Source organism: Bacillus sp. USDA818B3_A, from assembly GCF_009928415.1.
Taxonomy (GTDB): Bacteria; Bacillota; Bacilli; order Bacillales; family Cytobacillaceae; genus Neobacillus.
Map to the genome: position 1 here is coordinate 256,173 of NZ_JAABNN010000003.1, position 19,291 is coordinate 275,463.

The window sequence follows — 19,291 nt, forward strand, 5'->3', positions numbered from 1 at the left end:
ATCTGCCCGAGAGCAGCAAGTCTTTTAAAAAAGTCAGGTCCCCACTGAAGTTGCGTAACTGGAATAGCTGCCAATACAACGTTCAGCCTTTTGGCGATCTTCTTCCGTTTGAAAACTTATCACTAATACTCCATTAATATCTTCACGTGTTTCCAATATGCGAATATTTGTAATGCTGATATTTTCTTTTGCTAAATATCCAGTTATCTCAGAAATTACCCCAGGGTAATCTGGGACATCAACATACAAATCATAAAATGATGGTATGGCCCCTTTTTCCTTCTGCGGCAATCCATCACGGAACTGCTTTGCCTGACTAAAGTAGCTAAAAATAGCCTTACTGTTTTCTTGCTCTAACAGGGTTTTTACTTCATCCATTTCTAATTGCCATTGGTTAAGCAATTCTATTAATATGTCACGATTGTGAAGCAAGATATCCTTCCACATTTCAGGACTGCTTGAGGCAATTCTTGTGATGTCACGAAAGCCACCCGCAGCAAGGCGGGGGATTAGACTCTGTGATTCAGAAAGTCTTTCCGTTTGCCGAACAATCGAAGCGGCAATAATATGCGGAAAATGGCTGACAATTCCTGTTAGATAGTCATGTGTTTCGGGACTAATTGTCAAAAATTTCGCATGCGTACCTTTTAACCACTCTTTTAATACAGTCACTCTGGATTGATCAATGTAATCTTCAGGAGTTAACAAATAAAAGGCATTTTCAAATAATATTTCCTTTGCAGCTGAAACACCGCTTTTATGTGAGCCAGCCATCGGATGCCCGCCGATAAAGGTAATCCCCTGCATTTTTAAACTAAGACTGCTTTCAACAACTTTCTGTTTCGTACTGCCTGTGTCAGTCACAATTACTTCCGGGTTAAGCGGAAGCCCGGAAAGAAGCTGAATAATTTCCTGTGTTTCATTTACTGGAGCCGCAATAATAATTAAGTCGGCTGATAGAGCCCCATCTTGAATACTTTCTGCTATTTCATCTATAACCCCAAGCATTCTGGCTAGCCTTGCCTGTTCAAAGTTAATATCAAATCCGACAATTTCTGAACCTTTATGTTCCTTTTTAATACATAATGCCAAGGATCCGCCTATTAATCCTAAGCCAATGACAAAAACCCGGCCTTTCAATTTCAATCCCCCTATTTTGGGAAAACGTTAGTTCGCCCCCAGAAATTCGCTTAATACCTTTAATAGACCATCGTTTTGTTCTTCGGAGCCAACCGTAATTCTTACTGAAGTCGGGAAACCGAGTGCTTTACCTGAACGGACAATATATCCTCTTTCTTGTAAATATTGAAAAACCTTATCTCCATCTACTTTAAAATCTATTAAGATAAAATTGGTCTGCGTAGGATAATAATCTAATTTATGTTCCTCGCAAAATTTATAAAATTGTGAAAGTCCCTGTCGGTTTTTTTCTTTACAGTCTTCGACAAATTGCTGATCCTGTATTGCCGCACTTGCTGCTATCTGCCCTAAAGAATTTACATTAAATGGCTCTCTTGCCGGTTCCAGCGCTTTTATAATTGCTGGGTTAGCTACCCCATAGCCGACTCTTAAGGCTGCCAAACCATATACTTTTGAAAATGTTCTTAACACAATTAGATTATCGAACTTACGTGTCAAACTAATAGACTGATAATAATCCTCAGCAATTACATACTCATAATAGGCCTCGTCAAGAACGACTAGGATATGAGGCGGTACTTTCTCAAGGAAAGGGACTAATTTATTCTCAGGTATATAAGTACCTGTCGGATTGTTAGGGCTGCATACCCAAACTACATTGGTCTTCTCATCAATTGCGTCCAACATCGCGTCTAAGTCATGCTCTCCATTGACTAGAGGGATCTCCTTGATGATTGCTCCTTCAATTACAGCATTATGCTTGTACTGTGAAAAAGTTGGATCAGCCATTACTGTACTAGCATTGGGATGTAAGAGCGCCCTTGAAATAATTTGAATTAAATTATCTGATCCGTTTCCTAGGATAATTTCATTCTCTTCAACCTGTAAAAACTGGGCAAGTGTCTCTCTTAAATTTGTTGCATAACCATCAGGATAGATGGCAAAGCTGGTCTGGTTAGCATTTAGCGCCTCTTTCACCTTTTCAGAGCATCCAAAAGGATTCTCATTGGATGCAAGCTTAACAATCTTCTCAAGATTGAATTGTTTCTTTACTGCATCAATTGATTTTCCTGGTTGATATGGAGTCAGTGTTAATAACTGCTCTTTCCATCTCATCTTCTCCACCCCAATTGTATAATGTAAATTGATTCTATAATGCTGGACTGTTGTTTAAGTCCGGTCTTAACACTTTTGCACCTCTAAGATATATATGAACAATATTTTCCTGTGCCACATTAGTATTGACATGCATCATCACTCTAACGCACAGCTTTAAAGAGTTAGGAACAGGCATTTCCCTCATACACATGACCGGTACGTAGCTCCAGCCTGGAAGTTCCCGTAATGCCTTTGCAGGAAAAGCAGCATCAATATCTTCTGTAGTTGAAATAAACACGGAGGCGACGGAATCAGGTTGTATTTGATTTTCTTCAATTAGTTTAGCAAAAAGTTCCTCTGAAGCTGAAAAAATAGCCTCTTCGGAATTTGAACTCACCGTCGTGGCTCCCCTCATCCCTCTAATCATAAACAATCCTCCTTAAATTAAAATGTTGTCAATTCTTGCCATAATACGTCTTCAGCAACTTCTTGAAGTAAGGGGTCTCCCACCTGTTTGAGCAGCACGAAGCGGATTGCATTTCCAACCGATTTCTTATCCTGTCTCATTCTGCCAATCAGGCTTTCAAAGGAAAGTTGTTTAGGTATAGTGGTTTGATAACCCAACTCTGTCACCCATTGAATAAATTCATTTATGTTGAACGACAAACCTACTAATTTTTCACTTAATTTTAATGCAAAGATGGTTCCAATCAGCACGGCTTCACCATGTGTAAATTTCCCGTAGCCCATTTCTGCTTCGATTGCATGTCCAAGTGTATGCCCCAAATTCAAGAAAGCACGTATCCCTGTTTCCTTCTCATCCTGTGATACAAATTGATTTTTAATCTTTATTCCTTTTACAAGCGAATCTAATAATTGCTGTTTTGTTATTCCATTTAAGTCGTTGATATTTAATCTTAACCACTGATAAAATTCAGGATCGGCAATAAGTGCATGTTTGATCACTTCAGCAAACCCTGAACGGATCTCATGAATTGGCAGTGATTCTAATAATTCAAGGTCATAAAAGACAGCTTCTGGCTGATAAAAGGCTCCAATCATATTTTTTCCAAGAGGATGATTGATTGCTACTTTCCCGCCAACTGCACTATCATGCGCAAGAATGGTTGTTGGAATTTGAATAAAAGGAATCCCGCGCATAAAAGAGGATGCTACAAAGCCTGATAAATCTCCAACCGCCCCTCCTCCAAAGGAAAGAACAACCGATTTTCGATCTAAATGATTAGAGAGAGCAGTAGTCAGGGCCTCATAATATACATCAAATGTTTTTGCTTTTTCACCCGAAGGGGCAGTAAAAGTGACTGGCTCCCATTGTTTTAGTACCTGCAGTAATTTTTCAAGATGAAGCTTCGCAACCGATTCATCCGTTATGATTAGAATTTTTGTCAGATTGGGGAAATGATCAGATAGAAAGGCAGGTAGTTCTTTTCTAACCCCTTCTCCAACAAACACGGGATATTGCCTTGATTCTGTTTGGATTTGGATCGTTTCCATTAAAACTCCCTCGCATATTCCCGATGTTTATTGATTTCCTCGACAAGAGTTTCAAAACGGTCACTATTAAACTGTTCAATGATTGCGTTAGCAAGTTCCCATGCTACAACATGTTCAGCTACAACGGCTGCGGCAGGCACTGCGCAACTATCAGAGCGCTCCACACTGGCCGCAAATGGCTCTTTGGTTTCAATATCTACACTCATAAGCGGTTTATAAAGGGTTGGAATTGGTTTCATAACCCCTTTAACAACTAGCGGCATACCTGTCGTCATTCCGCCCTCAAAACCGCCAAGACGATTGGTTTTACGGTAATAACCTTTTTCCTCTGACCAGGCAATTTCATCATGTACTAAGCTTCCAGGTAATCTGGCTGCTTCAAAACCTATCCCAATTTCGACACCTTTAAAAGCGTTGATACTCATAATGGCCGCTGCCAATTTACCATCCAATTTCCGATCAAAGTGAACGTAGCTTCCAATACCCGCAGGCATCCCAGTAACAATTACTTCAACTACACCGCCAATAGAATCTCCATTTTTCTTTGCTTCATCAATGGCTGACATCATCTCTTGTTCTACATTAGGATCGGCGACTCGAACAGGGGATAATTCTGTTACTTCTTTTAATGTTTCTATTGAAAGCTCAGGATTAACCGCTGCTTTCACCCCTCCTAATTCGACAACATGACCTACAATCTGCACACCAAGTAAGGATAGTAGTTTTTTGGCTACTGCACCTGCTGCGACCCTGACTGTTGTTTCACGCGCCGAAGAACGCTCTAGGACGTTTCTCATATCATGGTGACCATATTTAATCGCACCATTTAAGTCCGCGTGCCCCGGTCTAGCTCTTGTTACTTTTCGTTTAATTTCATCCTCTTGGCCTTCCTCTAAGACCTCAATTCCCATAATTTTAGTCCAATGCTTCCAATCATTGTTTTTGACTACTAAAGCAATCGGGGAACCTAAGGTGTGTCCATGACGAACTCCTGATACAATTTCAGCTGTATCCTTTTCAATCTGCATCCGTCTTCCTCGTCCATGACCTTTTTGACGTCTTGCCAATTCATCATTTATGTCAGAAGCTTCAAGCGGCATTCCCGCTGGCAAGCCCTCTAGAATCGTCGTTAACTGCGGCCCATGGGATTCTCCTGCTGTTAAATATCTCATTCCCATTGCTCTTTCCCCCTTCAACTCATTAAAGAATTATGTATCAATATAACATATTGAACAAAATAAACATAGTACTACTATTCAGAAAATAAGAATAAATTTTTTTGAAATCGGATACAAAAAAGGCACTTGCATAATGTATTATACAAGTGCCGCTTTTATTAAATTGGCTGTGTTAAACATGGCTGTTGATTTCCACTCCAGGCACTTCGCTTTCCGTGGGCGTTTCGGTGAGCCTCCTCGGCGCTTACGCCTGCGGGGTCTCCCCTGAACCGTACTCCCACAGGAGTCTTCGTGCCTTCCGCTCCAATCAACAGTTGGTTTAAAAATCAACAATGTTCTTTAACAAAGCCATTAAATTAATAAATCCATTGGTTAATCAGCTTTGAATAATCGACCAACTCTTCTTCTTTAAAGAATAGACCGATTTCACGTTCTGCACTTGCAGGGGAATCCGAACCATGAATGACATTTTTACCAACAATCAGACCAAAATCACCGCGAATGGTTCCTGGTGCAGCGTCCTTTGGATTAGTAACACCCATCATTTGGCGGGCCGTTGCGATCACATTCTCACCTTGCCAAACCATCGCAAAAACAGGTCCAGATGTGATAAAGCTTACTAATTCCCCAAAAAAAGGACGCTCTTTATGCTCACCATAATGTTCTTCAGCAAGTTCATTCGGAATACTCATTAATTTTGCCCCAACTAATTGGAAGCCTTTCTTTTCAAAACGAGATACAATTTCCCCAATAAGGTTACGTTGAACTCCGTCCGGCTTTACCATTAAAAATGTTCTCTCCATGAATTCCACCCCTAAAAATATTATGTATATGGTTGTTAGGTTGAACAATCCATGAAAATGTTATCATTTTTTTGAATATTTAGCAAGCTTACATTTGCTTAGGAAACTAGAACTTTCGTCTGCCTATATATTTGGCAATGTCGCGCAAGGTCTTTTTTGCTTTATTCTCAGGCAATTCTTCTAAAACGGTTAATGCTTTATCTAAGTAGTGATCACTTAAAATGAACGCCTTTTCTATGGCACCAGATTGTTTAATGAGAGATATAATTCTATTTATTTCCTCGGGCATCATTTTTTCGTGTACCTTTTTTATTTCGCTTAGTATCTGAAAATCGTTCATAGCAAATAGGGCAGGGGCGGTAATATTTCCTTGTAAAAGATCGCTTCCAGCCGGTTTACCTAACTCCTTTTCAGTTGAGGTGAAATCCAAAATATCATCTATGATCTGATAGGACATACCAACATAATACCCAAACTGGAAAAGTTTCCTATGATAATGTTCTTCCACTCCTGCAGAAATGGCTCCTAACTGACAGCTTACAGCGATTAACAGGGCCGTCTTCCTTTTTATTCTTCTTAGATAGTCCCTTAGATTTTGATCAAAACGATATTTATCCTTAATTTGCTGAATTTCCCCGACCGTAACTTCCACAATGGTATTGGCCAGTATTTTATGTGCTTCTGGTTTATTAATATTGGTCATTAATTCAAGGGCAAGGGCAAAAACGAAATCACCTGTATACATGGCAATTTTATTATCCCATTTTGATTTGACGGTTGGCTGTCCGCGGCGAAGATCTGCATCATCGATGACATCATCGTGTACGAGGGAGGCCATGTGAATTAATTCCAAGGCAACAGCAACATTTTTCAGCACATGAATGTCATAAGACCCAAATTTCCCTGCAAGCAAAACAAAAACAGGACGAATTCGTTTTCCTCCGGCTTGTAATGTATGCATAGAAGCTTGTTTCAAAAGAAGAGACTCCGGCTGGATCGTCTCTTCGAGCTCTTTCTCTATTATGTTAATATCCGAATTCAAAAATGAATACATCATTTTTAATTTCATTTGTATTCACCCTGCTTTTCATCCTGTCTTCATTTTTACTTAATTCTATTTTTTACCGAAATGGACTGCCGCAGCACCACCACTGTACGGTTTATATTTCACATCTTTAAATCCAGCTTTTTCAAATAACTTAGCCAGCTCTTTCATCCCTGGAAAATCACGTGCAGATTCATGGAGCCAAGCATACTCCCGGTAACTTTTAGCAAGCAGCTTTCCAAACATAGGCATGATAAAACGAAAATAAAAGTAATAGAGCTGTTTGTAGCCAATTAAGGTAGGCTGGGATGTTTCCAGGCAGACTGCCATCCCGCCAGGCTTCAGAACCCGTTGCATTTCCTTTAATACCTGCAGATAGTCCGGTACATTACGTAAACCAAAACCTATCGTCACATAATCGAAACTGTTATCAGGAAATGGTAATTCCATAGCATTGCCATGGATTAATGTGACCTGCTCGAGTCCTAACTCCTTCACCTTCTCTTTCCCGACATTTAGCATGTTTTGGCTAAAGTCTAGACCTGAAACTTTTCCTGACGGGCCAACTGCTTCTGCTAAAGCAATGGTCCAATCTGCGGTTCCACAGCAAACATCGAGAGCTTTTGAACCAGGTTGAACATTCATTCTTCTCATGGTATCTTTCCGCCATTTAATGTGCTGCTGAAAACTAATAACTGAATTCATTTTATCATAGTTATCAGATATCTTTTCGAACACATTATGAACGCGCTGTTCTTTCGATTGCTGCATGTTTTACCCTTCTTCCACAAAAGTTTTTGCATTTGGCCGGTATTGACTTAATAATACTTCAACCCTTTTTGTAAGGAATTCATTTAAGTTCGGCAGATGTTTTAACCCATCTTCAACGGCTTCTTTTAAACCCTCTAAATAATCGTCACAAACCTGAAGCAGTCCTTGTGACTGCTTTGGTGTTAATTCTTCTATTTTGGTATCAAAGAAAAGAATCTGTTGCAATGATTGAAATAAATAAGATTGTCCAAATTGAAAATATTGTTCTCTTTCCTTTAATATTCGTTTAAATAATAAAAGATTGGCAATAAAACCATTCCAATCCTCTGCTTTAAAATAATCAGAGACTTTTGTCAGTATAGAACTTTCCATCCTAATTATACTGGTCATTAAACTCTCTATTCCATCAAAGTCAGCCTGGTAAACAAGAATCTTGTTTTCGTTTACTTCCTTTACCCCTTTTGAAAGAGATTTTATCATTTCTACATCTTCTAAATCTGCAAGAAGCTTATAGTAAAGTCCGCTGAAATAATCTCCCGCAAGGACTGTTAACTGACGTTTTTTCTCATCAACTGCATCACCTGATATGTATTCATGGGTGTCAAGGGCAATTTGGATTAGCATTGCAGACAAGGAATAGTTTTGCAGCTTTTTAAAAGAAAGTTCTAATGGTTCCATTATGGAGACAAGGATTAGCAGCTTATCCTCGTCAATAATTGGGGCTTCTATATACTGAAGTAAGTAGGGATCAAAAACCCTTTGTTCGACCTGCTCTTTTATTTTAGTGAATTTTTGTCGAATATCATGCACTTTCATCACCCTTACATCCCCAATGTAATCACTTTATGTATTTTAATTATCTATTTTGTTTGGGATTTTCATGCCCATATAATGCCCCATTTACCATAAAATTAAATAACTCAATTAACAACAAGGCAGACATCATTATATCATAAAAGGTCAACCATGGGCAGAAATTCACAAAATAATCACTGATGTTAAGATAACGTTTTCCCTGCCCATCCTATTTCTTTGCTTCACTTTCAATCTCGCCAAATTGAGTGAGAATTTTAGCTTTTCCACGAATTTTAATTGCGGAGGTATGTTCCGTAAACTGAGCAATCAGCACTTCCCCTTTATCAAGCTTTTCTGAATGATGGAATCTTGTATCAGATCCTCTTGTTAAGCCAATTACACTAACTCCATCATCTTCTGCTTTAATCACCACATAATCGCTGTTTTGTGAATTTCGTTTCTCCAAATTCAACCCTCCATTACTTGTAGAAATCATATTATCCTTAATATTTTATTAAAGATAATACTTCTGATCTTGCAACTGCATCATCCGCAAGCGTCCCACGGACTGCTGTTGTGACGGTTTTAGAACCTGGTTTTTTTACACCGCGCATGGTCATGCACATATGCTCAGCCTCCACAACAACCATTACACCGCGGGGGTCAAGCTTTTCCATCATGCTATCAGCTATTGTCGATGTAATCCGCTCCTGAAGCTGCGGTCTTTTTGCAACAGCCTCTACGGCACGTGCTAATTTACTCAGACCTGTAACACGGCCATTTTGCGGAATATATGCCACATGTGCTTTTCCAAAGAAAGGTACTAAATGATGTTCACACATGGAATAAAATGGGATATCCTTAACTAAGACAAGCTCTTCGTGATCTTCACTAAAAATAGTTTCGAAATGCTGTTTTGGATCCTCATTTAATCCGCTGAAAACTTCCTCATACATTTTAGCTACCCGTTTTGGTGTATCAAGCAGGCCTTCACGATTTGGGTTCTCACCAATTGCTTCTAATATTAAACGTACCGCCTCTTCAATTTGCGGACGATTGATTTGCGACATACCGAATTCCTCCTAAAGTATATCTTTTAAGAATAAACAACATTTACATATTAGCACAATCATTTCTATGCAAGCAAAAAAATAGACGTTTTCTTACAAACTAAAGCGGAAGCGCCTTGACCAGCCCCGACAAGCAAAAGACAAGCCGGCCGAAAGGTTGTTCTTTAACCTTTAGGACGGATTGACCTAAATGTGGAGGCGACTGCCCTGGGACGATAGACTAAGACGCACCCTGCAAGAAGGCGCTTTTTGCCTTCTTCAGGGGGTGGGTTAGGCTTCAGTCCCAAGGAGCCGCAACTGGATAAGCTTGTGACCTCGAGGGGCTAGGCGCTGGAGCTGGACGTCGACAGTCCTTTTTATTAACAGTTATCCCACAAGCGAAAATTTAATAATTTCTTAAACGATAAAAAAAGGCCATGGACTTTCCCATGACCTTTGCTCTTAAGCTACCCACTTAAAGCAATCATTTATGTAATTACTTAACAGCATCTTTAAGCGCTTTACCTGGTTTAAAAGCTGGTACCTTGCTTGCAGCGATTTCGATTTCATCACCTGTTTGAGGGTTACGCCCTTTACGAGCAGCACGCTCACGTACTTCAAAGTTACCAAAACCAATTAATTGAACCTTGTCACCATTTTTTAAAGCATCTAAAATCGCATCAAAAACAGCATCAACTGCTTTTGTAGCGTCCTTTTTTGAAAGCTCGCTCGCTTCAGCAACTGCATTAATAAGTTCTGTCTTGTTCATGCCATTCACCTCCTCCCAAAGAAATTATCAAGATTCGTAAATAAGATTACTTATCTACATTTCTAAACAATTTTTCTAATTTCTATACGTCATAGTAAGGTTTTATTACCAAAGTAATACATTTTTACTACTTTATGGTCCTTAATCTATTTTTTTAATAAAAACCCTTGAGAAATAAAGGTTTCAAGGACTATAACGTAATTCTGTTAAAAGATTATCATAATCATTTCCGCATATCAAGAAGATTTCATGAAATAATGGTAATCTTTTCTTTGGTTCATCAATATTCTGCTATTTTTGTCTTATTTTTAGAAATAGATTTAGGCAAAAAAAAAGACTCCAAATTGGAGCCATACATTTAGAGGATAATAGCAATTAATCCGCCAGAACCTTCGTTAATAATTCTCTCTAACGTTTCTTTTAACTTATATCTTGCATTCTCTGGCATTAAGGAAAGCTTAGCTTGAATTCCCTCGCGTACGATGGAACTTAAACTCCGGCCAAAGATGTCTGAATTCCAGATGGAAAGCGGATCATCCTCAAAGTCCTGCATCAGGTATCGGACTAATTCCTCACTTTGTTTTTCGGTACCGATAATAGGAGCAAATTCAGATTCAACATCGACTTTGATCATATGAATCGATGGAGCTACTGCTCTCAGCCTGACGCCAAATCTAGCTCCCTGACGGATGATCTCTGGTTCCTCTAGACTCATATCCGTTAGTGTAGGGGAAGCAATTCCATACCCTGTTTGTTTCACCATTTTCAAGGCATCAGCAATATGATCATACTCTGCCTTGGCATGAGCGAAATCCTGCATTAATTCAAGTAAGTGATCCTTCCCTCTAATTTCCACTCCGACAATTTCTTTTAATATATCATCATACAATTCATCGGGCGCAATTAAATCAATTTCAGCCACGCCGGAACCCATTTCAATACCTGCTAATCCAGCCCTTTCAATGAATTCAAAGTCGCTGAAACTTTGAACCACACGGTCAACATCTCTCAATCTCTTGATATCTTTAACTGTTTCTTTAACAGCATCCTGATAGCTTGCACGGAGCCAATGATTCTCTCTTAACACCATGACCCAGCTTGGAAGGTTCACATTCACCTCTAGTACTGGGAACTCGTATAATGCCTCACGAAGGACATTGAGCACATCACTGTCCCGCATACTTTCAACACTCATTGCAAGAACAGGAATATCATATTTCTCTGCTAAACTTGATCTTAACGTTTCAGTAGCAGGGTGATATGGCTGAGCACTGTTGACAACCATAATAAATGGTTTTCCAACTTCCTTTAACTCATTTATTACTCTTTCTTCCGCCTCAATATAATTACTTCTTGGAATTTCACCGATTGTACCATCAGTGGTAACCACAACTCCAATGGTGGAATGTTCTTGAATCACTTTTCTTGTACCAATTTCTGCAGCTTCATGGAATGGGATAGGTTCCTCATACCAAGGTGTATTAATCATTCTCGGCCCATTTTCATCTTCATACCCTTTAGCACCAGGGACTGTGTAACCCACGCAATCTACTAACCTGATATTAACATTAAGCCCCTCGTCGACATTCACAGTGGCCGCTTGATTAGGAACAAACTTCGGCTCGGTGGTCATAATGGTTTTACCAGCTGCACTTTGCGGCAGCTCATCCTGTGCCCGAGACCTTTCTGCTTCACTGCTTATATTCGGTAAGACAACAAGCTCCATGAACTTTTTTATAAATGTTGATTTTCCTGTTCGAACTGCTCCGACTACTCCTAAATAAATATCACCGCCTGTTCTCTCGGCAATATCTTTAAAAATATCAACCTTTTCCAAGTGATCCCCTCCCGATCATAGAGTAAAGTGGGATAATATCATCCATATTAGGTATTTTTGGACAGTATATATTTATGATGTTGTCCTATCTTGTTATGACACTTTTATAAAATTTTTTACCCCCTTGTTAAAAATTCACTTGATGTACTGATATCTGTTTTACTTTGCTCTTTAGGTAGAATGGAGGGTTTCTAACCATGGCTAACCGATACGTTCACCGAGTCATATCGCCATTAATTGAATTAGCATAAAAAACCCTTCTCCTACAATATATTTCATAGGAAAAGGGTTATGACAAAAATTAAAACGGTACAGTATGCTGCACTATTTCTAGGGGACTGGACTAAGTTATTCTTCTAAAAAAACAGGTTCTTTCGTCTTAGAATCGATGGTAATGGGAAGAGAATATGCCGGAACAAACATCGAGTCATTTACTAAGATTGATAGTATATCCTCGCCTGGGTTTGGTTTAATTCCTGTCTTTTTTAACATCTGGTAAAGATCAGGGCGATAATCAATATATACCTCTGCATCGCCAGTGATAACGAATGAAAGGTTTTGATTAGTAAATGGACTGACCGCAAAGGGTGCTTTCTTGTATCCAAGTTTGGTAAAATCGAGCGAAAAAACATTTTTGGCAATTTGTTCTTTATATGGGGGATAACCAGTTGATTCGATCCTTAATTTTATTTCACGAATCGTTTCAGCCATCCTTAAATCCAACAATTTAACAGTGGGGTCTGTCTCAACATTAACAAGCACATATTGAAAGATACCACCACTCTCAAAGGCATTTCCTGGCGGTTCAGCCATATACTTTGGGGCAATTTTTTTAAATTCTATTGGGTACTTTTGATAAATAGGCGTACCCGCTTCCTTCGTTTTAATCGGCAGAATCCCGCCATTGTCTTTTTGAAATTCATCAACAGCCGTTTGGACCGCTTTCATTTGATCTTTATACGGCACTTGATTTTGAGTCAATTCCTCTTTTGGATACATACAGCCCGATAAGAGCACAGCTGTAATCATAAAAAAGCTAATCAGCATTTTTCTTTTCATAAAATCACCTATGTATGTTCAATTATTATTCAAGTCAAGAAAACAATCAATAAGGTCAATCCTGCAACAATCATAAATAAATAAGCCATTATAGCAGTTATGATACGAAATACCCCTTTAAACTTATACCTGCTTAAATAAATGGTGATAATGGCAAGAAACATTAAAGCCATACCTGCAATGGATATCCACATCTTCATCATAGCTGGTGACAAAACATATTCCCCCTTTTTCAAAAATTAATTATAACATAGGTATTATTATAAAAAAATTTTAAATAAAAAAACTGAAGTAAAGAGGGGCGAATTCTTTACTTCAGCCAGTTTTGGACTAAATAACCCATTCTCCAACGGTTACTACCAGGTTGCTTCGTTGCATTGTATGCAACCTAGAGAAAAAAAGCATCAGAAAATAGCCTATTTTCTTAATAAAAACGCACATTTTTTAGTCTTCAAGTGATTTTTCTTCAAGGACATTCACTAAATCTTCCATTTCATGTGTCCGGCCCCGCGACATCAGCACATCAACGGCATCCTTGGCGTTTTTACCATTAAATAATACATTATAAAGAGCAGTTGTAATTGGCATTTGAACATCATACTTTTGTGCAAGCTGATAGGCCGCTTTTGTTGTTCTTACCCCTTCAACCACCATGCCCATGCTTTCTAGTACCTCGTTAAGTGTTTTTCCCTTACCCAGCAGATTCCCTGCCTTCCAGTTTCTTGAATGAACACTTGTACACGTAACAATGAGATCTCCGATTCCTGTTAATCCTGAAAATGTTAAAGGGTTAGCACCTATTTTTGTTCCGAGCCGGGCAATTTCAGCCAATCCACGTGTCATTAAAGCCGCTTTGGCATTGTCACCGTAACCAAGTCCGTCTGTGATGCCTGCAGCCAGGGCAATAATATTCTTCAATGCCCCGCCAATCTCCACACCAACGACATCTGAATTAGTATAGACACGGAAGTTTTGATTGATAAATAAATCTTGGATAAGTTCGGCCGCTTCCATATTTTCAGATGAAACAGCAACTGTTGTCGGGTGTCTCAGACTCACCTCTTCGGCATGACTTGGGCCCGATAAAACCACAACATCCTTCAGAATCTCTTTTGGCATTTCTTCTTGAATAATTTCGGTAATTCGTAACAAGGTGTTAGGCTCAATCCCTTTACTTACATGAGTGATCACAAGCGGGGTTTTTTGAATAGCCCGGATTTTCCCAAGCACTTCCCGGATGGCTTTTGTAGGAACAGCTAGGATGATGTTATCTACTCCCGCCAAGGCATCACTAAGTGAGGCATAACCGACAATTAACTCTGGCAGAATGATCTCAGGTAAATATTTTTTATTCGTGTGGGATTGATTGATTTCCTTCACCTGATCCTCGTTATGACTCCACAAACGTACTTCATGGTCGTTATCTGCCAATACAATTGCAAGGGCAGTTCCCCAGCTTCCTGCCCCAATAACTGCTATTGTGGTCTTGTTTACCTCCTGCATAACTATTCACCTCACCTTTTTATTATTTTCTTTCTCGCGCATAAATCTTAATTGGCGTTCCCTCAAATCCAAAAGCATCTCTGATCCTATTTTCTAGAAAACGCTGATAGGAAAAATGCATTAATTCCGGCTCATTGACAAACACAACAAAGGTTGGAGGTTTAACTGCTACTTGTGTTGCATAGTAAATCTTTAACCGTTTCCCTTTGTCAGATGGTGTAGGGTTCATTGCGACTGCATCCATAATCACATCATTCAATACACTTGTTTCCACACGCATTGAGTGGTTTTCACTTGCGGTATCGATCATTGGCATCAATGTATGGATCCGTTTTTTCGTTTTAGCCGATAAGAAGACAATCGGAGCGTAACTTAAAAATAAGAAATGTTCTCTAATTTTTTGTTCTAACTCTTTCATGGTCTTCTCATCTTTTTCGACTGCATCCCATTTATTTACTACGATAACAACAGCTCGTCCGGCCTCATGGGCATATCCCGCAATTTTCTTGTCTTGCTCAATAATTCCTTCTTCTGCATTTATTACTACTAAAACAACATCGGAACGTTCGATTGCTCTTAAAGCTCGCAGCACACTATACTTTTCTGTACTCTCATAGACTTTACCCTTTTTTCTTATTCCCGCTGTATCAATAATGACATATTTTTGGCCGTTATAAGTATATGGAGAATCGACCGCGTCCCGAGTGGTACCAGCAATATTGCTGACAATTACCCGTTCTTCTCCTAATATAGCATTTACTAATGAAGACTTACCAACATTTGGCCGTCCAATTAACGAAAATTTGATTACATCTTCATCATATTCCAATGGCTTATTTTTTGGAAAGTGCTTAGCTGCCTCGTCTAATAAATCCCCAAGGCCGAGTCCATGTGACCCAGAAACAGGAATAGGTTCACCAAATCCTAATGAATAGAAATCATAAATAAATTCCCTCATTTCAGGGTTATCTATCTTATTAACCCCTAATACGACTGGTTTTTTTGACTTATAGAGGATTTTTGCTACTTCTTCATCAGCAGCTGTTACCCCTTCCCGGCCATTTGCTAAAAAGATAATGACATCCGCTTCATCGATAGCCACTTCTGCCTGCTGACGAATTTGCTCTAAAAACGGTTCATCACCGATATCAATTCCACCTGTATCAATCACATTAAAGTCATGTGTTAACCATTCACCTGAACTGTAAATCCGATCTCTCGTTACTCCTGGTATGTCCTCTACTATGGAGACACGCTCACCAACAATCCTATTAAAAATGGTGGATTTTCCTACGTTTGGTCTTCCTACAATGGCAATAACGGGTTTTACCATTAAAATCGCCATCCTTTCTAAATATATTTCATAAAAAATGATTAAGTTAGCATGATCAAATTGAAAGTTCTTACTTAAGTAAAGAAACCCTTCTAAAGAACAAGAAGGGCCTAACTTCAATTATTTTAACAATGTTAAACCTTTCCCGCAATGGAAGGGATTATCCAATCATCTGATTTGAGACGATTTTTGTTTTCCCTTTTCAAAAACTGGATAATGAGTTTGAATATAGGAACCTGCATTTTCAATTACACTCCATCCCCACAGTAAAGCGGAAATTAGCGCACAAACATCAAGATATTCAAACCCGCTTATTGTATATGGAAAAGGGATCTTACTTAGCGTATAAGCATATAAAAACTCCCCTTGCAGAGTGCCGCAAATGGTTATCAATATTCTGCCTTTTAAGGTTTTCTGGAGCAGAATGGCCAGGTATCCAAAACAAATTCCCATCATCCATTCCTTTTTAAAAATAATCCAGATGGGATCAAAAATCTCAAATAAATGAAAGGTCACATAACCAATTGAAACAATTAACGAACAAATATAGTAGTAAATCACTTTCCCTCGTTTTTCTTGACTGAAAAATAGATAGCACATTACTAATAAAAATAAGCCGCTAGTATGAATTTTAAATTCACCAATACCAAATTGATAATTGGATAAAAGGATGACAATTAGAATAATGGCAGATAGCTTAAGTCGGTAGGGGTTTTTCTTATCTGTCAGAAATGTCAAATACACCCAAAAGGACCAACAGATCCAATAAAACATCGAACCTTCCATACATACACCTCCTATTATTTTCATTATTGGTAAACATTATGTACTTTCATACTTCTTTGAATAATATTTCAATCGTGATTCATCTTATAAAGAGGAGGTGTGGAAAATGGGAAAAGACCGCCAAGAAAAAAAGTTGAAGGCTAGTAGAAAAGTGGAGTCAGATCGTGACCAGGCATTACATTATAAAGGCGCCACAAAATTATCAAGTCCCGAGGAAGCAAGGGATTTAAACGACGGAAAGTACGATGAGTAGATAAAATAAAGCTCTCGCGGACGCGAGAGCTTTATTTTATCTTACGCTGGCTGTATTTTTTCGTATCTATCCCTCTTTGATCCAACCAGTGATAGGTTTCACCAGAAATAATAAGAGGAGCCTTCCTTAAATCCGGAATAGACATAGCACCTAATGCAGTCATGATCATAATTAATTCCTGATGCAAGGTTCTTATTCCTTCGATTAATTCATCCATGCCTTCTTCTAAAAGAATTTTCAGGAAATAACCAGACATACCGATGGCACTTGCTCCAAGGGCTAATCCCTTAGCGATATCTAAACTTGAGGAAAATCCGCCGGAACCAATGATCGGCCCCCCATTAGCTGTACTCGCGGCCTCAAGGATTGAAATAGGGGTAGGTATCCCCCAATCATTAAAGAAAGGAAGGGGCTGCTTCCTGCGCTTATTTTCAATTTCCGCAAAATTGGTCCCCCCGGAACCCCCAACGTCGACAATTGAAACCCCTGCTGAAAATAAGGAAGAAATGGTTTCTTTAGACATACCAAAGCCTACTTCCTTTACAATTACAGGTACACCCACTCCTTTTGAGATTTCTTCTATTCTTTTTAGTGAACCACAAAAGTCTCGATCTCCCTCAGGCATGGTTAGTTCCTGAATGACATTTAAATGGATTTGTAAGGCATCAGCATCAATCATATCAATTGCTAATTTTGCATTTTCCACAGTTGCCTCACTGCCTAAATTGGCTATGACAAGTCCGTTAGGGTTTTCTTTACGGACAATTTCATATGTATATCTTTCATGTTGATCTTTAATTGCAGACATTTGTGATCCTACAGCCATTGCCAGCCCTGTTTGTTTTGCAGCGATTGCGAGCTGCTTGTTGATTTGATATGTTTTTTCTCCGCCGCCGCCTGTCATGGCATTGATAAAAATTGGCGAACTTAAAGAAAGTTCGCCAATTTCATCATTTAATTGAACCTCAGATACATTGATATCCGGTAAGCTTTGGTGAATAAATTTAATATCATCGAAAACTGTAGAACGGTTTTGCCTATTTTCAAGGGCAAAGCGAATGTGATCCCATTTTCGTTCAGCTCTAGACACTTACATCACCATTATTTTCCTAGATTCTTTAGTTTATCTCCGATCATTTCTCCAAGCTGGAATCCTTTAGATTCTTCCGGAAGCTCGTAATCAAAGTTTTCCTCGACTTCTTTTTCAAGCAATTCCTTAATGCTTAATGATAAACGCTGATCCTGCTCATTTACATCAAGAACCTTCACTTGTACTTCCTGACCCTCTTTTAAAACTTCATGAGGGGTACCAATATGTTTATGAGCAATTTGTGAAATATGAACAAGTCCTTCTACACCAGGGAATACCTCTACAAAAGCACCGTAAGAAACTAATCTTTTTACTGTTCCAGTATGCACACTTCCTTTTGGAGCCTTTTCAGAGATATTACTCCAAGGTCCTGGAAGGGTATCCTTTATTGATAAGGAAATTCTCTCATTATTGCGATCAACACTTAATACTTTTACTTTGACTTGCTGTCCTTCTTGCACCACATCTGTTGGCTTATTCACATGTTCATGTGATAGCTGTGAAATATGAACAAGTCCATCGATCCCACCGATATCTACAAATGCACCAAAATCAGTAATTCTCTGAACAGTGCCATCGATAACCTGCCCAGCTTCTATTGAACCTAATCGGTTTTGTTTTAATTTTCCTTTTTCTTCTTCTACTACAGCACGATGGGAAAGTATCAGACGATTTTTTTCCTTATCAAGTTCAACGATTTTAAAGGAAAGTGTACGGCCTTTGTAATCGCTGAAATCCTCGACAAAATGCGCTTCCACTAGTGAAGCTGGAACAAATCCGCGAACGCCGAGATCAACAACTAGACCGCCTTTTACAACGTCCTTAACCTCTGTTTCGAATACTTCTCCAGCTTGGAATTTTTGTTCTAATATCTCCCAGGCTTTCTCTGCATCCACTTTCCGCTTTGATAGAACTAGAGCATCTTCCTCTACTTTAGTCACCTCTAATTCTAGTTCATCGCCTTCTTTAGCAGCGTCAGATGCCTTTTCAATATGGAGGCTTGAAAGTTCACTGATTGGGATAATACCATCTAGTTTACTGCCTGGAATATTAACAAGCACCTGTTTTTCTTCTACTTTTGTAACTTGTCCAGTTACTTTATCCCCGATTTCAAAGCTTTTCACTTCAACTTGATTTAATTCTTCCGACATATGTATTCCTCCTTAATCCATTTACTCATAAAAATCTATATATGATTTGGTGATAAGCACACAGCTTCACCACATATAAAACCAAACAACAAGAATTTTCAAAAAAAATCCCTTTT

General features: G+C 38.9%; 21 protein-coding genes. 1 reads left to right on the forward strand and 20 read right to left on the reverse strand.

All coding sequences use genetic code 11. The annotated features are described in order from the left end of the window. Positions 1–33: 33 nt before the first annotated feature. The 18 genes from GXK58_RS07495 to GXK58_RS07580 all read right to left on the reverse strand — a co-directional run bounded on the left by GXK58_RS07495 (position 34) and on the right by GXK58_RS07580 (position 16,681). Complete coding sequence (locus GXK58_RS07495) at positions 34–1,140, reverse strand: prephenate dehydrogenase (RefSeq protein WP_160721341.1); 1,107 nt, start codon at positions 1,138–1,140, stop codon at positions 34–36. A 27-nt stretch (positions 1,141–1,167) separates the two neighbouring features. Next, positions 1,168–2,256, reverse strand: coding sequence for a histidinol-phosphate transaminase (gene hisC, locus GXK58_RS07500; protein ID WP_160721343.1), 1,089 nt, complete (start codon positions 2,254–2,256; stop codon positions 1,168–1,170). A gap of 34 nt (positions 2,257–2,290) precedes the next feature. Continuing rightward, positions 2,291–2,665, reverse strand: a complete 375-nt coding sequence (gene aroH / locus GXK58_RS07505; RefSeq protein ID WP_160721345.1) for a chorismate mutase — start codon at positions 2,663–2,665, stop codon at positions 2,291–2,293. Positions 2,666–2,682: 17 nt separating this feature from the next. Next, positions 2,683–3,753 carry a 3-dehydroquinate synthase gene (gene aroB, locus GXK58_RS07510; RefSeq protein ID WP_160721347.1) on the reverse strand — a complete coding sequence of 357 codons (1,071 nt, stop codon included), beginning with the start codon at positions 3,751–3,753 and terminating at the stop codon, positions 2,683–2,685. Next, entirely contained in the window at positions 3,753–4,925 is a 1,173-nt protein-coding gene (gene aroC, locus GXK58_RS07515; protein ID WP_160722176.1) for a chorismate synthase, read from the reverse strand. Before aroC ends, aroB begins: the two co-directional genes overlap by 1 nt. 362 nt (positions 4,926–5,287) lie before the next feature. Next, positions 5,288–5,734 (reverse strand): nucleoside-diphosphate kinase, encoded by a 447-nt coding sequence (ndk, locus tag GXK58_RS07520; RefSeq protein WP_160721349.1) that lies wholly within the window; start codon positions 5,732–5,734, stop codon positions 5,288–5,290. A 106-nt stretch (positions 5,735–5,840) separates the two neighbouring features. Continuing rightward, complete coding sequence (gene hepT / locus GXK58_RS07525) at positions 5,841–6,803, reverse strand: heptaprenyl diphosphate synthase component II (protein WP_160721351.1); 963 nt, start codon at positions 6,801–6,803, stop codon at positions 5,841–5,843. A 45-nt stretch (positions 6,804–6,848) separates the two neighbouring features. After that, the gene (locus GXK58_RS07530; protein ID WP_160721354.1) at positions 6,849–7,550 is read right to left on the reverse strand and encodes a demethylmenaquinone methyltransferase; all 702 of its coding nucleotides are present in this window, start codon (positions 7,548–7,550) and stop codon (positions 6,849–6,851) included. Positions 7,551–7,553: 3 nt separating this feature from the next. Next, positions 7,554–8,366 (reverse strand): heptaprenyl diphosphate synthase component 1, encoded by an 813-nt coding sequence (locus GXK58_RS07535; RefSeq protein WP_237389597.1) that lies wholly within the window; start codon positions 8,364–8,366, stop codon positions 7,554–7,556. A 208-nt stretch (positions 8,367–8,574) separates the two neighbouring features. Continuing rightward, complete coding sequence (gene mtrB / locus GXK58_RS07540) at positions 8,575–8,811, reverse strand: trp RNA-binding attenuation protein MtrB (RefSeq protein ID WP_237389598.1); 237 nt, start codon at positions 8,809–8,811, stop codon at positions 8,575–8,577. 37 nt (positions 8,812–8,848) lie between these two features. Further along, entirely contained in the window at positions 8,849–9,415 is a 567-nt protein-coding gene (folE, locus tag GXK58_RS07545; protein ID WP_160721358.1) for a GTP cyclohydrolase I FolE, read from the reverse strand. Positions 9,416–9,890: 475 nt separating this feature from the next. Then, positions 9,891–10,163 (reverse strand): HU family DNA-binding protein, encoded by a 273-nt coding sequence (locus tag GXK58_RS07550; RefSeq protein ID WP_007084878.1) that lies wholly within the window; start codon positions 10,161–10,163, stop codon positions 9,891–9,893. 358 nt (positions 10,164–10,521) lie between these two features. After that, entirely contained in the window at positions 10,522–12,000 is a 1,479-nt protein-coding gene (spoIVA, locus tag GXK58_RS07555; RefSeq protein WP_160721360.1) for a stage IV sporulation protein A, read from the reverse strand. Between the two features lie 348 nt (positions 12,001–12,348). Then, entirely contained in the window at positions 12,349–13,059 is a 711-nt protein-coding gene (locus GXK58_RS07560; RefSeq protein WP_160721362.1) for a hypothetical protein, read from the reverse strand. A 29-nt stretch (positions 13,060–13,088) separates the two neighbouring features. Next, positions 13,089–13,274 carry a DUF2768 domain-containing protein gene (locus GXK58_RS07565; RefSeq protein WP_160721364.1) on the reverse strand — a complete coding sequence of 62 codons (186 nt, stop codon included), beginning with the start codon at positions 13,272–13,274 and terminating at the stop codon, positions 13,089–13,091. A gap of 229 nt (positions 13,275–13,503) precedes the next feature. Next, complete coding sequence (locus GXK58_RS07570) at positions 13,504–14,562, reverse strand: NAD(P)H-dependent glycerol-3-phosphate dehydrogenase (RefSeq protein ID WP_160721366.1); 1,059 nt, start codon at positions 14,560–14,562, stop codon at positions 13,504–13,506. 22 nt (positions 14,563–14,584) lie between these two features. After that, a complete protein-coding gene (gene der, locus GXK58_RS07575; RefSeq protein ID WP_160721368.1) occupies positions 14,585–15,895 on the reverse strand; it encodes a ribosome biogenesis GTPase Der in 1,311 nt (436 codons plus the stop codon). Positions 15,896–16,063: 168 nt separating this feature from the next. After that, positions 16,064–16,681 carry a YphA family membrane protein gene (locus tag GXK58_RS07580; protein WP_160721370.1) on the reverse strand — a complete coding sequence of 206 codons (618 nt, stop codon included), beginning with the start codon at positions 16,679–16,681 and terminating at the stop codon, positions 16,064–16,066. Positions 16,682–16,787: 106 nt separating this feature from the next. Here GXK58_RS07580 and GXK58_RS07585 point away from each other — a divergent pair, with 106 nt between their 5' ends. Continuing rightward, the gene (locus GXK58_RS07585) at positions 16,788–16,934 is read left to right on the forward strand and encodes a YpzI family protein (protein ID WP_160721372.1); all 147 of its coding nucleotides are present in this window, start codon (positions 16,788–16,790) and stop codon (positions 16,932–16,934) included. Positions 16,935–16,965: 31 nt separating this feature from the next. Here GXK58_RS07585 and fni read toward each other — a convergent pair whose 3' ends face one another. Together fni and rpsA are read right to left on the reverse strand one after the other, a co-directional pair. Next, on the reverse strand, positions 16,966–18,024 hold the full coding sequence (fni, locus tag GXK58_RS07590) for a type 2 isopentenyl-diphosphate Delta-isomerase (protein WP_160721374.1): 1,059 nt from the start codon (positions 18,022–18,024) through the stop codon (positions 16,966–16,968). An 11-nt stretch (positions 18,025–18,035) separates the two neighbouring features. Next, a complete protein-coding gene (gene rpsA, locus GXK58_RS07595; RefSeq protein ID WP_160721376.1) occupies positions 18,036–19,175 on the reverse strand; it encodes a 30S ribosomal protein S1 in 1,140 nt (379 codons plus the stop codon). Between the last annotated feature and the right edge of the window lie 116 nt (positions 19,176–19,291).

What these genes read in the sequence shown, in the direction of transcription:
- hisC (WP_160721343.1), bottom strand. Translation starts at nt 2,256, where the DNA reads ATGAGATGGAAAGAGCAGTTATTAACACTGACTCCATATCAACCAGGA.
- aroH (WP_160721345.1), bottom strand. Translation starts at nt 2,665, where the DNA reads ATGATTAGAGGGATGAGGGGAGCCACGACGGTGAGTTCAAATTCCGAA.
- aroB (WP_160721347.1), bottom strand. Translation starts at nt 3,753, where the DNA reads ATGGAAACGATCCAAATCCAAACAGAATCAAGGCAATATCCCGTGTTT.
- aroC (WP_160722176.1), bottom strand. Translation starts at nt 4,925, where the DNA reads ATGAGATATTTAACAGCAGGAGAATCCCATGGGCCGCAGTTAACGACG.
- ndk (WP_160721349.1), bottom strand. Translation starts at nt 5,734, where the DNA reads ATGGAGAGAACATTTTTAATGGTAAAGCCGGACGGAGTTCAACGTAAC.
- hepT (WP_160721351.1), bottom strand. Translation starts at nt 6,803, where the DNA reads ATGAAATTAAAAATGATGTATTCATTTTTGAATTCGGATATTAACATA.
- GXK58_RS07530 (WP_160721354.1), bottom strand. Translation starts at nt 7,550, where the DNA reads ATGCAGCAATCGAAAGAACAGCGCGTTCATAATGTGTTCGAAAAGATA.
- GXK58_RS07535 (WP_237389597.1), bottom strand. Translation starts at nt 8,366, where the DNA reads ATGAAAGTGCATGATATTCGACAAAAATTCACTAAAATAAAAGAGCAG.
- folE (WP_160721358.1), bottom strand. Translation starts at nt 9,415, where the DNA reads ATGTCGCAAATCAATCGTCCGCAAATTGAAGAGGCGGTACGTTTAATA.
- GXK58_RS07550 (WP_007084878.1), bottom strand. Translation starts at nt 10,163, where the DNA reads ATGAACAAGACAGAACTTATTAATGCAGTTGCTGAAGCGAGCGAGCTT.
- GXK58_RS07560 (WP_160721362.1), bottom strand. Translation starts at nt 13,059, where the DNA reads ATGAAAAGAAAAATGCTGATTAGCTTTTTTATGATTACAGCTGTGCTC.
- GXK58_RS07570 (WP_160721366.1), bottom strand. Translation starts at nt 14,562, where the DNA reads ATGCAGGAGGTAAACAAGACCACAATAGCAGTTATTGGGGCAGGAAGC.
- der (WP_160721368.1), bottom strand. Translation starts at nt 15,895, where the DNA reads ATGGTAAAACCCGTTATTGCCATTGTAGGAAGACCAAACGTAGGAAAA.
- GXK58_RS07580 (WP_160721370.1), bottom strand. Translation starts at nt 16,681, where the DNA reads ATGGAAGGTTCGATGTTTTATTGGATCTGTTGGTCCTTTTGGGTGTAT.
- GXK58_RS07585 (WP_160721372.1), top strand. Translation starts at nt 16,788, where the DNA reads ATGGGAAAAGACCGCCAAGAAAAAAAGTTGAAGGCTAGTAGAAAAGTG.
- rpsA (WP_160721376.1), bottom strand. Translation starts at nt 19,175, where the DNA reads ATGTCGGAAGAATTAAATCAAGTTGAAGTGAAAAGCTTTGAAATCGGG.